Raw genomic sequence first — 14,868 nt, 5'->3', positions numbered from 1 at the left:
TAAGAGCGCTTCACGCATAGGTTTTGGTAAAAAGTTGCAAGTAGGTATACAAAGGAAATGGGACAAACAACGTACTCAAGCTCATCGTTTTGGGCAAGGCAAGTCGCTTTGGCCGTGGCGCTAATTGTGGCAGCTGCGGTGCTTATTTATGTGCTTTCGCTAAATGACGACAATCCTGTACCTGACTCAGAGCCCGAAAAAAAATCGGTAAGTCGTGGTTTAAGTGAGTTTTATCGCGATATTCGTATGTCTGCGACCAATCCTGAAAAGGAAGAATCGAGTGATTTCGTGCTCGATATTGCGGGAGTCGACCCAGACCTAGATGGCAAGCTTGCACAGATGTCTAGCCAAACTAGACCAGTTGAAAAGAATTGGACTGGCGAGCACAAATACAGAACTTTTAAAGAAGGTAACACCCTACGCGAGGCTATATCGCAATACGCGCAAGCCGAAGGCATGCAGCTAATTTGGAACTTGCCGCAAGATTTCGTCATAAAGCACCAGTTTCAGTTAGACAATACCGTCGCAGGGTCACTTGCTAGTATTGCTAGCTCAATCAACAGTAGCTTTGAAGGTGAAGTGATGGCCTACCTATGTGCAGGCCAACGTTCACTGGTGGTAACAGCGCAGCGCTCAGAGTTTCTTGATAACGAATGCGAAGTAGTTAGGGATTAACCCACTTCTTCTTTAAATAAAGTAGCCCATTGCTTTGTCACTGTTTCACGGATAGCGTCGAGCTCATCGCTTTCATCTGCATACTTGGTATCGGCCAGCGTGAGGTGGTGGTACTGCTCGCGAAGGGCTAAATACGCATTCTGCAATGTAGACGCCGTTTCCTCGCTGAGTAAATGGCTTTGCGCTGCTGCTTCGAATATCCGAAGGTTATCAGGGTATACCGTAAGTGTTTTGTGTTGGTTCGCATGGGCAAGTACCCAAAATTGCGCCATAAACTCGATGTCTGTAATGCCGCCCACACATTGTTTTAAATCTACTTTATCGTTAGTGTTTGAAAGTAGGTGCTCGCGCATTTTTACGCGCATACTGCGTACATCATTGGCAAGGGCGTCTATGTCACGAGGTTGGCATAATACGCGTTCCCTCACTTCACAGAACTGTGTTAATAATTCGGCGTCACCACAAATTCCACGTGCCCGCACTAGCGCTTGATGTTCCCACGTCCACGCTTCTTCATGCTGATATTTTTCGAAACCGTCTATATGACAGCAAAGTAAGCCGGCGTTTCCAGATGGGCGAAGCCGTAGATCGGTTTCAAAAAGCTGTCCAAACAAGGTTTTAGTGTTGAGCAGATGCATAATGCGCTGCGCTAGTTTTATATAAAACTGTTGGGCCTCTATTGCTTTTTTACCGTTCGTAGTACTTGTTCTTGGAGCATTGTGTAAAAAAACTAAATCGAGATCTGAACCATAGCCCAATTCATAGCCGCCAAGTTTGCCATAGCCAATAACGGCAAACCCCTTGTTTTGCCCTTCAAGGTGTTCGGGAACACCAAATCGCTCGCTAATTTGCATCCAGGCAGCGTTCACAACATTTTCCAGAATTACCTCAGCAAGTACCGTTAATTTATCGCTTACATTGTTTATCGGAAGCGAATCACTAATATCACTTGCTGCAATACGAAGCTGTTGGCAAAGTTTAAACTGTCTCCATGCATCCATAAGCATTTCAACGTCATCTTGCTCAATGCGAAGCATGTTTTCACGAAGCTCTTGTTCGTATTCCTTTTTACTTGTAACAATATCTGTGTTTTGTTGCCCCAAATACAATGGTGTTAGCAGCTCGTCCAGCAACAAAGGGAAGCGCTTAATTTCTTGTGCTATCCAGTCGCTACGCTCACATAAACGCACTAGCTGCTTTAATACATCGGGGTTTTCTAACAGCAAATCCAGATAAGTAGTACGCCCTGTAATGGCTTCAATTACTCCTAACAAGCGCGACAGCACATTAACAGCATGGTTAGGGTGCTGCTGCACTAATACATACAAAATTTCGGGCAGAAGTTTATTTAGCGTATCTTCACCTTTTTGACCTATGCGGTAATTGCGCTGCTTTTCTTTGAATGACAATACTTGAGGGTAAATACCTTCTATTTCATCTACTGACAAATGGTCGCTAAATGCGTCACCAAACTCCTCTTGGTTTAACGACAGTTGCCACGCATCTTGGCAAGCAGTAAACAAAGTATCTTCTTGTGAGTGAGTTTCACTTTGTTCTTCAACCAAATCATTAAAGTGTGAGTGTATACGTGCCATAGCATCCACTAACACGGCATTAAACTCATCATAACTCTCATAGCCCATCACTTGTGCTAGCGCGTGTTTACGCCATGCTTCATTGGGAAGTGTTTGTGTTTGTTCGTCGTTGTTTTGCTGAAGCGTGTGCTCTATTTTTCGCAAAAATAGATAGTCTTCGGTAAGCGCATCCGTGGTTTCTTGTTCTACAATATCAAGTTCGCTCAGTGCTTCTAGAGTAGTAAGTAATGACTTACTTTGAAGCATGGGCTCGCGTCCGCCGTGAATAAGCTGAAAACTTTGGGCAAAGAATTCGACTTCCCGAATGCCGCCCGCACCTAATTTAATATTGTTACTTAATCTTCGCCGTCTTATTTCTGTGGCAATGAGCTTTTTCATATTTCGCAATGCATCTAGCGTAGTGAAATCTAAATATCGACGGTAAGTAAAAGGATGGAGAATACTGCTTAACCAGGCGACCGACTTTTCATCTTTGCAGTGTGGATTATCTGTATTTATTATGCGCGCTTTCACCATAGCAAAGCGTTCCCAGTGACGTCCTTGATCTTGGTAGTAGTCTTCAAGTGCAGCAAAGTGCATTACCAGAGGACCAGAATCACCAAACGGGCGAAGGCGCATATCAACGCGGTACACTTGACCATCGTTGGTAATTTTATTCAGTGCTTGAATAAGTTTCTGCGCAACCTTGATAAAGAATTGCTGGTGCTCTATGGATTTCCGTCCACCACTGGTTTCACCTTTCTCTGGGTAGCAAAATATAAGGTCTATATCTGAAGAGAAGTTAAGCTCTTTACCGCCCAGTTTACCCATGCCCAAAATGTACATGTGCATATCACCGTGCTCATCGTGTGGCTTTCCGTAGCGCGTAGCTAAGAAATCGTATAGCCAGTGGTATGCTTTTGTAATCAATACATCAGCTAACGCCGATACCTGCTTTAGCGACTGGGTGATAGTTTGTTTGTTCAGTACGTCACTAAACGCTATGCACGCCATTTCTTGATTTCTGAACCGCCTTAGTACCCGTGATAATTCATCTTCCGAGCTAATGTGCTTTAGCTGCTCTGTCAAAGCAACTTCATAGAAAGAGATCTCTTGGTTTTTTGGCGGCGTACCGATAATGCGTGAAATAGCTTTGGGGTTATTAGCAAGTGTATTAGCTATAAATAGAGAGCGAGAGAATGCCAGAAGCAATTCGTCTTTATGTATTTCAATTTGTTGTTTAGCACTGTCGGTTAAATGCGGTGATGCCAATACTTGATGCCAAGCATTTTGGGCGTGTTCAAGGTTTGTCATGCTATTTTCGTTTTCTGTTGGCATAATACTGGCACATCATATTGGATATTATTCTTTAACTAATCAAAGTATTGACGACTGCGCTTCAAACTAAAAGCAAATGCTCGTCTTTGGAGCAACGATAACGTGGAAGCCTTAGTAAAACTAGTACCTCTTACGCAAGAATTAGCAATTTACCTTGCCATGGATGTGGCCATTGCGCTGGTACTGTTGATGATAATGAAGTGGCTTACTGGTGCATTTCGAAAGCACTCTGTTACCGAAGAGCTTGGTGTGAAAGATAACTTTGCTTTTGGTATTAGCATTGCTGGCGGCATGCTGTCGCTGTGTATTGTATTGAGCTCTGTAGTAGGAAGGCATGTGGGGCAGGGGTATCAAGACGCTGCTTTAGGAATGATTGTTTTTGGTGCTGTAGGTATTTTATTGGTAAAGCTTGGACGGTTTGCGCACGACAAATTGGTACTAAATGAAGTAGATACCCATGAAATGATTGCCGAGCGCAGCGTAAGCGTTGCACTGGTTGATGCGGCAAGTTTGGTAGCGAGCGCTATTGTACTTCGCAATATCATGTTGTGGGTGGATGGAAGCGACATGAATGCCCTTATTGCAATAGTCACAGGGTTCTCAGTGGTTCTTACTATGCTGTTAATAATGACGCGCATTTTTGAGTATAGATATGCCAAAGACAACCAGAATGATTCGTTCCAAGGCGCCCTCGAAAAAGGACAGTTAGCGTTAGCTATCGAACATTCTGGTAACTTGTTAGGTACAGCTATGATTGTATCGGCTGCAAACAATTTATTGGTTTACTCACCATCGGGTTATGTAAGTAACGTAACGGGGTGGCTGTTTGTAAGCGTATGTTTAACTATAGCGCTTCACTTGCTAGTACTGGTGAGCAAGAAAATAATCTTATTTGGCATGCACTTTAGGCAGGAAGTAGATCAACAGCATAACGTGGGCGTGGCGGCAGTCGGATTTACCTTGAGCATAGGGAACGCCATGATTATCAATGCTGTTTTGGGTGGGTAGTAGGTGGCTAATTGAGTTGATAATTGTGGTGAAAAGTTGGCTGAACCGCTAGATGGCTAGTTGGTTTAGCAGCTGGCTTGATAGTAGGGTGACTAGCTATTCTTTTTTCTGTTTATGTGAATATGAATAGTTCTTGTAAAACACAGGGCTACTCAAACCCTTTTGACTCCATAACACAGTGTGAATCATTTAGCTTGCGCTGTGCAATTATACTGTCTTTCTTCTGACGGCTCATTTGTTTCACTTCATATTCTAGCTTTGCCGCGTGTGACTTGTCTTGCACTTCAAAAACAGCGCGAAAACATAGCGGCGTTTTACCTTTTAAGGCTTTAGCACCGCCTTTTAATTCGCCCCTATGCTGCGCGATGCGGCGCGTAGGGTTATTAGTAATACCCGTGTAAAGCTGCCCCAGCTTATTTTCAATAAGATAAAGATACCAAGCCGTGTTTGTGTCTTGTTGATGGGTATTACTGATGTTGGCTGGTCTGCTCATTACCGTGTTTTTTGAATCATAAATTGTAGTTCAAGGATGATACCAGAGCTTGACCGGTCATAGCAGGGCAAGCAATTAAATCGACAAGTCGTAAAAGATACCAAGTCGTTAAAATGCTAAGTTGTTAAAATGCCAGTGGCTAAAATTTGAGAAGTGTCGAATTAGCACTACGATAACTAAGCGATGTTAGGTAATATAGCAGCGCGCTATTAAATCGAATTCATTCAACGGTAATATTCATGTACGAAAGTTATTACGGACTTAACTCGAAACCGTTTCAGTTAACGCCAGACCCCGCATTTTTCTTCGCCAGTAAATGGCATAAACGAGCCATGTCTTACCTTCAGTATGGTTTGTCACAAGCGGAAGGCTTTATTGTTATCACTGGTGGCATAGGTACAGGTAAAACTACCATTGCAAATAGCCTGCTAGAAGAAATTGAAGACGATATTGCAGCAGCGCAAATTGTTACGCCAAAGCTATCGCCAGATGAACTAGTAAAAATGGTGGCCGCGAAATTTGATATTCCTACCGAAGGCCGTTCGAAAGCAGACATTCTAAAAGCCCTTGAAATATTTCTATTCGATTTAAACAGAGCGGGGCGCCGAGCACTACTTTTGGTAGATGAAGCACAGAACCTACCGCTAGAAACCATTGAAGAGTTACGTATGCTAAGTAACTTTCAATTAAACGGAAAGCCGCTCATTCAAAGCTTCCTGTTAGGCCAGGAAGAGCTGCAGCCTATTTTGCGCGCACCAAACATGGAACAGTTTAGGCAGCGTATTGTGGCGTCGTGCCATTTAGCGCCGCTGTCGCACGACGAGTGCAAGGAATATATAGAATATCGTTTACGCAATGCAGGTTGGAACGGCTCGCAGCTGTTTAGCGAAGAAGCGTACGAGCGAATTCATCTGTTTACCCGCGGTGTACCTCGTAAAATAAACACCTTGATGGACCGTATTATGCTGTACGGGTTTCTTGAAGAGCTAGATAACATCTCTGCAGATGCCGTAAATGAAGTTATCGACGAAGTAAAAGCGGAAATGTTCGAGCCTGATAAAACTGGCGCTGAAGTAACAGAGCATATGGGCTTTGCTGATAACCCAGAAAGCAAAACGGTAATGACGCCAGAGGGCAACGTTATCCGCGACACTAAGTATTACTTGGATATGCTTGCAGAGCTGGTTGATGCATTAGATGACGCGATTTCTCAAAAGGTAAAAATGACGCAGTACGTCGATAAGCTTATGAAGAAGAAGTTTAAGACTTACGTACGGCTTAAAAGTGATGATAAGAAAGAGTAGTACAGGCTCACTTCGCACTCTCAACTGTAGATAATAAAAAAGCGCCGTTAATTTATATTAGGGCGCTTTTTTGTTGGTGCTATGGTGTGTTATTGATAGGTGTAGGTGATACCAATGGTTATACGTCTATCGGTAAAGTTAGCACCGAAGAAGCCATTACCTATACCACCACCGTTTATTAAGTCACCACTTCTATCTACGTAGTTTAAGTCTGCATTAACGGTTAATGCCCTTCCGAAAGTACGGTCTACACCCAAAATTGCATTCCAGTTGTCGCTTTCACCACTGTTCAAGGATTCAGAGCGCTGAGTAATGTTTGCGTAGTTTACGCTGGCATTCAAATTCGTATAGCTACCAATGCGGTAGGCTAACGTCGAGCCAACAGAGTAGGTACGTGTAAGGCGGTCTTGATCTAGAGCATCATCTTCTGAGTATCGCCATGACATTCCAAGTGTCACTCTTGAAAAGTCATAACCAATCTGGAAGTTACTGCTTTTACGCACAATAATGTCGTCGTTAAATTCAAGGTTTTGCGAAGTTATTTGTACGAATTGCTCATCAGCATTGGGAACATAATTTAAGCTATTCGGCTGAAAACAGCTTGCTATCGCAGAAGAGTTTACCGGACAAACAAACACGCCTAAGTTCTCAGGGTTTGCAAGAAGCCTGCTGGTATTAGTGACATCTTCGGTATAACCAAACGACGTTCTTAGGTACTTTGAGTTATAACTTATATTTGCACCAGCGGTTTCACCAAAAAAGCGCCGTCCGTAGTTCGCGCTTATACTGGTACGAGTGCTCAGCGCCCATTGCAAATCCACACCAACAAAGCTTTCACTATCGTCACTCTGTGTATCAGAGTCAGTGGTGTTCGCTGTAATTGAGATATATCTGTTGGGGCTTTGACGGTAAGTTAAACCTGCACCATAAGAATTGAACTTACGCACTAAACTCGAAGTATCGTTTCTATCTGATATTTGGTTACCTTCATGAGTTCCAGTAACCCTAAGCGCCCAGTTCTTGAAAAAGTGAATATCTAAAAAGCCAGATGCATTTCGGGAGATAAAATCACCTTGCCCTATTTGAGCTCTGTCTGTGTTTTGAAAGCTTCCTGATACGTTCCAAATGAGGTATTCCGCTCTGTCGCCATTAAACAAGTTGCCAGATACTTGATAAGTGTCGTTGTCTAATGCAAACCCGTTGTTTAACGCGTTTCTTTCTGAAGCAACGTCAGAGTAAGATGCTTGGCCGGTGCCACGAACCCAGTCACCTTGCGAAAGAGTAGTTGAAACGCCAAATCGGTTTGAGCGAGTTTTAGCAAGTGCGTCGGCATTGGTGAAAAAATCAGAGACTAAAAAATTACCGGCCTGTGCATTCTGGTAGCTTAGTGCACCAGATGCTTGAAAAACTAACGCTTCATCAAAAGGCGCCCAATTTGCAGAGTAACTATACTCACCATAGGTATCTTCTCGACTAAGGTCGTCGTTATCACGCTCAAGGTGGGTTAATTTACCTTGCCACAGTCCATTGAATGTTCGCGACTGATAGGCTGCGTTAACACTTGGGTTCACAGATAGCGTTGTAAACGAAAACGTACCGTTTTCTTCAGAATCTACATCCTGAAAAACACTTTCGGCCGACGCATTTGCCGTGATGTCCAACTTAGCATGTGCTGCCGTGCTGCTTACTAATATTGCAGCAAGAGCGGCGAAAAGCGGCGCTTTTGCGAAGCAATGCTTAGTTGCTTCGTTCTGAGTAATAATATCCATAATATCCGCTTCCGTCGGTGTCATTATGTACTGATTTGTTAACTACAAAACCAATTGCCATATCAGGGTTTAAGCGCTCCACCGACATTTTAATGTCGTTAATTTTTGCTCTGCCTTCTTCTACTACTACAACAGCTTGGCCTGCGAAGTTAGCAAGAATCGCACTTTCGTTAATACCGATAAGCGGTGGTGTATCGAAAATTACAATACGGTCTGGGTAGCGGTTAGCGAATTCATCAACCGTGTCATGCATTTTCTGGCTGGCTAACATTTCAGTAGATAGGTGATGCGATTTACCCGCAGGAATAATTTTAAGCTTCTCGATATTCGTGGGGTAAAGTACGTCAGAAATGTCCTCAACGTCTCCTGTAAGGTACTCCATCAAGCCTTTTCTTCGTTCTAAACCAAGAGTGTTTAACACATTTGGTTTTAGTACGTCAGCGTCAACTAACAACACTGTTTTATCTTGTTCAGAGGCAATACTCATTGCAAGGTTAGTTGCGGTAAAGGTTTTACCTTCAGAAGGGCGGCTGCTAGATACCATGATAATGTTCGGATTCTTCAACGTTTTCGATAACGAACCAAAGGCGTTGGCAAGCAGTTTGCGTTTAATCTCGCGATACTCTTCATTAATCTGCTTTCTATCACCATTAATAGAAATGTGGCCATTTTTATCAAGGCGTTCAAAGTCAATATTGAATTGCGGTAAAGTATTTCTCGTAGTCTGTGCCGCAGATGTTTCTTGAGCCAATTGTGAACTAGATTCAGATAATTGGCCTTCAGACTCCGTATTACGAGTTTGCGTTGAAGCGCTAGCTTGCTCATTTGGAGTTTGCTGAACTTGCTGAGTTAGCCCGCTCTTTTCAGCTAAATTATTTGTGTTTTCTACAGAAGCCGTATTTTCGGTCTTTGCTGCTTCACTAGCTGCTTTGGCTTGTTTTTGCTTTTGGAGTGCCTTCTCAATTGTATTCTTCATTACAACAAGCCTCCGAATAAATCGATATTCATAAGGTCCGCGGCAACCAATGTGCCGTACATCGCAATAATTGCGCCGCTAGAGAGTAAAAATACAATTAAACGTACGCGATTAGTTTTATTAATTTGTTCAATGTTTAGGTGCGTTACCGTTCCCCAAATCGGGTAGTCAGACACACTCAACAGCTGTTTAGGGCGAACTAATACAGGTTTAAGCTGGCTAATTAAAAATGCCACAGCAATACCTGCACCAAATCCTATTATCAAAACAGCGGTGTAAAATATAAGTCTGTTAGGGCCAGACGGGCGCTTTGGCAGCAAAGGTGGCTCTATAATTCTAAACTGCAATTCTTCTGCAGAAACATCGGCGCGACGTGATAAATCTGCCGACTCTTTTCTGGACAGCAGTTCTTCGTATTTACGTTTGGTAATACCGTAGTCGCGGTTAAGTGCGCTTGACTCTGCTTCAATCTGCGGAATTAGGTCTACCTTACTTTCCAGCTCTGCAACTTTGTTTTCTAAGTCATTTTCTTTTACTCTCAGCGAAGCAATCTGACTTTCAAGGCGACTCGCTTCAAGTTTAATTTCACGATTCAATTCCGTGAGCGGTTGGTTGTCATCACCTTCAGCTTGATTAATAAACGCATCAATTTCCTGCTGGCGAGACTTTTCTAAACTTTCTAGTAGTGCAGTAGTTTCAACTACGTCGGGGTGCAGTTCAGTGAAGCGCAATTTTAAACGATCTAGTTCTTCTTCTAACGATTTAATACGTTCATCGTAGCGAGTTCTTAGCACCGGTTCATCGGCATCAGTTACGCTAAAACTATCACTGCGTTTGGCACTATTAATCTGGTTTTTCAAGCTTTCGGCTTGTTGTTGCGTTTGTTTTATTTGTAAACGCGTTGCTTCAAGCTCGTTGTTTAATGACTGAAGGCTAGAATAGTAAGTTCCTGCGAGGGGGAGTATATCGTTGTATTGACGTTTAAAGTCGGCCAGTCGCTGCTCGGCTTCAGATAATCGAGATTCATACTCTGAAATCTGCTCATCCAAAAAGCGGCCTGCGGTGTCAGTATCTTTTCTGTTATTACCCAATGCACCTTCAACGAACAAATCTAATGTTTCTTGAACAACACGCTGCGCAACAGTAGGCGACTCGTTTTCATAGGAAATATTAAAAATATTATCCCTGCCCGTAGACTGAAGCTTAATATTCTTTGAAAGCGCGGTGACTAAACTTTCAAATTCGGCCTCAGTTGTGGTGGTAATATCAAGGTCGCTTTCTCGGGCAATTTTTTCTACATTGCTTCGGCTAAGCAACGTTTTTGCCATCATTTGAATTTCTTGGTCGGGATTGGTTTGTATTGCCAGTCCGCGTAAAAGCGGTTGAAGAACAGAGCGCGTATCTACAAAAACCTGCGCTTTCGAAGAGAATACGTCTGGAAGGGTGGCTACATAAATAAAGCCAACCGGGCAAATTAGCCACGAAAATATAATCACGTAACGCTTCTTAATCCAGACTCCCTTTACATAATCGAGAATCTGGGTCAGCGTTTGCTGTAAATCCTGCATTTTATTTTTTGTTCCGTTTACTGCTTAAGAACTAAAACCAAGCTTCTGGGATAATAACAATATCACCTGGCAACATATCGACGTTCTCAGAAATGTCACCATCGCGGATCAGGTCGTCAATGTTGATGTCGTATGTTGTTTGTTGACCATTAACAACGCGGACAAGTTTAGCATCATTTCCATTAGCAAACTCAGTTAAACCACCCACGGCTATCATCAAGTCTAATAGCGTCATATGCTCAGTGTAATTTACTGCGCTGGGATTAGTCGCTTCGCCAATAACGCGAACCTGCTCACTAAGTGGCCCTGTAAAGTTGTTAACACTTACAGTCACACGTGGATTGTTAATATAGGTAGAAAGTTGTTCTTCTATTTCTCGGGCAAGCATAGTGGGTGTTCTGCCCGCAACATCAATATCTTCAACCAGTGACGTTGTTACTTTTCCGTCAGGGCGAACAATAAAGTTGCCAGATACTTCTGGGTTTCGCCAAACGAAAATGGTGAGTGAATCACCAGGACCTATTAAGTACTGATAGTCGTTAACATCAGTTGTTAAAGAGGCGCGGGTAGTAGCTTGCGGCAACGCGCCGGTATTACTACAACCGTTTAGGCTTATTAAAATTATTGGTGCAATGCAAGTAAGTAGCGTTCTAAAACGGAACATAAGAGATCATCCTACACTCATTATGGTTAATTTATGCTTTTAGCGTTTACCCTACGGTAAATGTCACTATAATGCCAATAACAATTCTAGTCTATTGTAATAAAACTCTTTATGATGGGAAAAACGCAGCAGTTTTGGGGGGCCAGGGGTGGCAGTAAGCAAGCGTAATCAGAACAAACGCTCGAATATACTAGTAATAACAGAAGCGTTACTTATAGCCTACATGGGCTACATTTCTCATTTTATACTCACGCAGATAGGTATGTCGCCAACTGTTGCAGTAGAGAAACTCGTTATTAACGTTGGTTTGCTCACCATTTGCATTCTACTTTGTTCACTATCGGTAGGGCTTTACGAAGCTAAACTGCGCGAAACGTTTCGTGGAATAATACGGCGTATTTTCGTAAGCGTTGGCTTAAGTTATTTCTTGGTAGAAGTGCTTAGCAGGGCGTTTTTCGATGAGTTGGTAATGGACTCGTACTTCTTACCTGCTGCGGTGAGTTCAGTAATTATAACACTCGTGGTGTTTCGCTATTTTACTAACCGCTTGGGTTTATTAGGCTTAGGGAAAGTTCGCATTTTGGTTTTAGGTGCGGGAGAGCGTGCGTCTATAATTGAAAAACGAATGCGCCGCGATGTAGATCGAATTGGTTTTGAGTTAGTTGGTTTTATTCCTATTCCTGGGGATAACCGTGAAGACGGTATTAAACGCGAGAAAATCATACATCTCAAAATAGATGAAAGCTTCCAGCAGTTCATATTAGACAACGACATAGAAGAAATTGTTATTGCTTGTGATCAACGTCGTGGAACCTTACCTGTAGAAGTTTTATTCGATTGTCGTTTGCGCGGTATTGAGGTTACGGAGTTACTCGACTTTATGGAGCGCGAAACAGGCCAGATAGTAGTAAACCTAATGTACCCAAGCTGGGTAATTTATTCTAACGGCTTCCAAAGCCAAAACTACCTGCGCGACGCTCTAGATTATACGCTTAATGCAGTTTTTGCGTTCTTTGTGCTGTTCTTCGTTTGGCCAATCATGTTGTTCACTGCTGCTGTAATTTATCTAGACGACGGCAGGCGCACTGGTGTTTCGGTTTTCTATAAACAAGAACGCGTTGGGTTAAACGGGAAGTTATTTAAAATAATCAAATTTAGAAGTATGCGCCCTGATGCCGAAAAAGACGGCGCAAAGTGGGCGAGTAAAAACGATGATCGTGTTACACGTATCGGCCACTTTATTCGTAAATACCGCATAGACGAGCTACCGCAGCTTCTAAACGTGTTTAAAGGCGAAATGGCCTTCATCGGACCTCGCCCAGAGCGCCCTCAATTTGTTGAACAGCTTGTACGTGAAGTGCCTTATTACAATCAACGTCATAACGTTAAGCCCGGTTTGGCGGGGTGGGCACAGCTAAATTATCCCTACGGTGCCAGCGTAGAAGACTCAATGGAAAAACTGAAATTTGATCTCTATTACGTTAAACACCAAAGCTTACTTTTAGATATCTTGATTCTAATAAGAACCGTAGAAGTTGTGTTGTTCGGTAAAGGGCGATAAATATGAAGCTAGATAATCGCCTAAATGCTATGACGGTAGATGTTGAAGATTATTTTCAAGTGTCTGCGTTTGAAGGTGTGGTAAATAAAAGCGACTGGGACGACATTAGCCTTCGCGTTGGTGATAACACTCACCGCCTTTTGGATCTGTTCGCAGCGAATAACGTGAAGTCGACGTTTTTTACGTTAGGGTGGGTTGCTAAACGTTGCCCTGACTTGATAAAACGAATTGTTAATGAAGGTCATGAACTTGCAAGTCATGGTTTGGCGCATCAACGTGCCACTACCATGACAGAACAAGAGCTTTATGAAGATATAAAGCAGAGTAAAGATATATTGGAAGATATTGGTGGCGTGGCGTTAAAAGGTTATCGCGCGCCTAGTTTTTCAATTAACGACTCTAACACATGGGTTTACGATATCTTAAAAGACCTAGGTTTTGTTTACTCATCTAGTACATATCCAATTAATCATGACCTTTATGGTGTTCCTGAATGGCCGCGATTTAAATACGAGCGCGAGAACGGCATTATAGAAATACCTATTCCTACAGTAAGAAAAAATAATACTAACGTTGGCATCGGTGGTGGTGGATATTTTCGATTGTATCCTTATTGGTTATCGAAGCGCCGTATTACAGAGTTCATGAAATCCGAAAGTGCACCCTATAGTTTTTATTTCCATCCTTGGGAAATTGATGCGCAACAGCCCCGTTTTGAAAGTGCCCCGTGGAAGTCTAAAGCACGCCACTATATCAACCTTTCTAGGATGGAAGGTAAAATAGAGAAGTTGCTAAACGATTTTAATTGGGTAACTATGGAACAAGCATATAGTTTGTGACGCTATTTGAGAGAGAATTAGGTTAACAGGGAATATAGATGTCGGACGATAATTCAAAATTATTTCAAATCGTGCGTTATAGTTCAAATGATAAAAAAAGTTGGAATAACTACGTTGATAATCACATCGATGGTACGTTTTTTCACCTCGCTGAATGGTGCGAACTTACTCAGGATATTTTCCGTCATCAATCACATTACTTGTATGCTAAGTGCGATGATGGCGACGAGGTTGTTGGTGTCTTACCACTTGTTGAACAAAAAAGTAAGCTGTTCGGGCATTCTCTTATTTCCACACCATTTTGTGTGTATGGCGGAGCAATAGCTGACAACGAGGTCATCCGATGTGCGTTAGAGAATGAAGCACTCAATATTGGTGAAAAGCTAGGCGTAGATTACGTTGAACTTAGATACCGTTACCCTACCGCAAATAAAAATTATGAACGATTCTGCCACCACTCTACTTTTTCGTGTGAGTTGGCGCAAAGCCGAGAAGAAATCCTTGCAAATATTAAGAAAAAGCAAAGAGCAAACATACGTCAGTCTTTGAAAAAAGGAATGAGCTTTAGAATTGATCAAGACACCAAAGTTGCATACGACATATACAGTGAGAGTGTAAGGAACTTGGGGACACCTGTATTCAATGCAAAATATTTTCCTAAATTGGCGGAACTCTTTGGCGAAAAAGTAGACGTGCTAACCGTTGAGAGCGAAGGAAGAACTGTCTCATCGGTTTTAAGCTTTTACTATAAGGGAGAAGTTTTACCCTATTATGGTGGCGGAACTTTTGAAGCAAGAGCCCTGAAAAGCAATGATTTGATGTATTATGAGCTGATGTCACATGCGGTCGACAAAGGGTGCACAAGTTTCGATTTCGGTCGAAGTAAAGATGAATCTGGGGCTTTTAAATATAAATCAACGTGGGGTATGACACCCAAGCCTTTGCACTATATGAGAGCTTTGGTATGTGCCTCCGAACATCCCAATTTGAGTCCAAATAATCCAAAATATAGTTTAGTAATAAATACTTGGAAAAAGCTGCCACTATCGATTTCTCGGCTGGTCGGGCCGTTTATTTCTAAATACTTGGGCTAGCTAGT

12 protein-coding genes are annotated in these 14,868 nt (G+C 42.5%); 6 read left to right on the top strand and 6 right to left on the bottom strand.

Features of this window, described 5'->3' with window-relative positions; translation table 11 throughout:
• The first annotated feature begins 57 nt into the window (after positions 1-57).
• A complete protein-coding gene (locus tag ACGHAV_RS11375; RefSeq protein ID WP_390380512.1) occupies positions 58-675 on the top strand; it encodes a TcpQ domain-containing protein in 618 nt (205 codons plus the stop codon).
• Here the strand turns inward: ACGHAV_RS11375 and glnE are convergent.
• Positions 672-3,587, bottom strand: a complete 2,916-nt coding sequence (gene glnE / locus ACGHAV_RS11370) for a bifunctional [glutamate--ammonia ligase]-adenylyl-L-tyrosine phosphorylase/[glutamate--ammonia-ligase] adenylyltransferase (RefSeq protein ID WP_390380509.1) — start codon at positions 3,585-3,587, stop codon at positions 672-674. The genes ACGHAV_RS11375 and glnE overlap by 4 nt on opposite strands.
• Positions 3,588-3,689: 102 nt before the next feature.
• Here glnE and ACGHAV_RS11365 point away from each other — a divergent pair, with 102 nt between their 5' ends.
• Positions 3,690-4,595 carry a DUF350 domain-containing protein gene (locus tag ACGHAV_RS11365; protein WP_334013464.1) on the top strand — a complete coding sequence of 302 codons (906 nt, stop codon included), beginning with the start codon at positions 3,690-3,692 and terminating at the stop codon, positions 4,593-4,595.
• A 148-nt stretch (positions 4,596-4,743) separates the two neighbouring features.
• On the opposite strand, the gene ACGHAV_RS11360 is transcribed toward ACGHAV_RS11365, so the two are convergent.
• The gene (locus ACGHAV_RS11360; RefSeq protein ID WP_390380506.1) at positions 4,744-5,088 is read right to left on the bottom strand and encodes a GIY-YIG nuclease family protein; all 345 of its coding nucleotides are present in this window, start codon (positions 5,086-5,088) and stop codon (positions 4,744-4,746) included.
• Positions 5,089-5,327: 239 nt separating this feature from the next.
• On the opposite strand from ACGHAV_RS11360, the gene ACGHAV_RS11355 reads away from it, so the two are divergent.
• Positions 5,328-6,392 (top strand): XrtA/PEP-CTERM system-associated ATPase, encoded by a 1,065-nt coding sequence (locus tag ACGHAV_RS11355; protein ID WP_390380503.1) that lies wholly within the window; start codon positions 5,328-5,330, stop codon positions 6,390-6,392.
• A gap of 89 nt (positions 6,393-6,481) precedes the next feature.
• On the opposite strand, the gene ACGHAV_RS11350 is transcribed toward ACGHAV_RS11355, so the two are convergent.
• The 4 genes from ACGHAV_RS11350 to ACGHAV_RS11335 are packed head-to-tail and all read right to left on the bottom strand — an operon-like array spanning position 6,482 to position 11,369.
• A complete protein-coding gene (locus tag ACGHAV_RS11350) occupies positions 6,482-8,161 on the bottom strand; it encodes a TIGR03016 family PEP-CTERM system-associated outer membrane protein (protein WP_390380500.1) in 1,680 nt (559 codons plus the stop codon).
• Positions 8,130-9,137: an XrtA-associated tyrosine autokinase gene (locus ACGHAV_RS11345; RefSeq protein WP_390380497.1), complete on the bottom strand. Its 1,008-nt coding sequence runs from the start codon at positions 9,135-9,137 to the stop codon at positions 8,130-8,132. The genes ACGHAV_RS11350 and ACGHAV_RS11345 overlap by 32 nt, the downstream gene beginning before the upstream one ends.
• A complete protein-coding gene (locus ACGHAV_RS11340) occupies positions 9,137-10,705 on the bottom strand; it encodes an XrtA system polysaccharide chain length determinant (protein WP_390380494.1) in 1,569 nt (522 codons plus the stop codon). The genes ACGHAV_RS11345 and ACGHAV_RS11340 overlap by 1 nt, the downstream gene beginning before the upstream one ends.
• Positions 10,706-10,736: 31 nt before the next feature.
• Entirely contained in the window at positions 10,737-11,369 is a 633-nt protein-coding gene (locus ACGHAV_RS11335; RefSeq protein WP_390380491.1) for an XrtA/PEP-CTERM system exopolysaccharide export protein, read from the bottom strand.
• Between the two features lie 148 nt (positions 11,370-11,517).
• On the opposite strand from ACGHAV_RS11335, the gene ACGHAV_RS11330 reads away from it, so the two are divergent.
• From ACGHAV_RS11330 to ACGHAV_RS11320, 3 genes are read left to right on the top strand one after another with little or no spacing between them, the layout of a single operon-like run.
• Complete coding sequence (locus ACGHAV_RS11330; RefSeq protein ID WP_390380488.1) at positions 11,518-12,930, top strand: TIGR03013 family XrtA/PEP-CTERM system glycosyltransferase; 1,413 nt, start codon at positions 11,518-11,520, stop codon at positions 12,928-12,930.
• 2 nt (positions 12,931-12,932) lie between these two features.
• Positions 12,933-13,769 (top strand): XrtA system polysaccharide deacetylase, encoded by an 837-nt coding sequence (locus ACGHAV_RS11325; RefSeq protein ID WP_390380485.1) that lies wholly within the window; start codon positions 12,933-12,935, stop codon positions 13,767-13,769.
• A gap of 38 nt (positions 13,770-13,807) precedes the next feature.
• Complete coding sequence (locus tag ACGHAV_RS11320) at positions 13,808-14,863, top strand: FemAB family XrtA/PEP-CTERM system-associated protein (protein WP_390380482.1); 1,056 nt, start codon at positions 13,808-13,810, stop codon at positions 14,861-14,863.
• The last annotated feature ends 5 nt before the right edge of the window (positions 14,864-14,868 follow it).

Origin of the sequence: Alteromonas sp. MTD1 (assembly GCF_042848195.1) — a bacterium.
GTDB lineage: Bacteria > Pseudomonadota > Gammaproteobacteria > Enterobacterales > Alteromonadaceae > Alteromonas.
The sequence above is the reverse complement of the archived record's forward strand: the minus strand, read 5'-3'. Positions and strand labels throughout refer to the sequence as shown.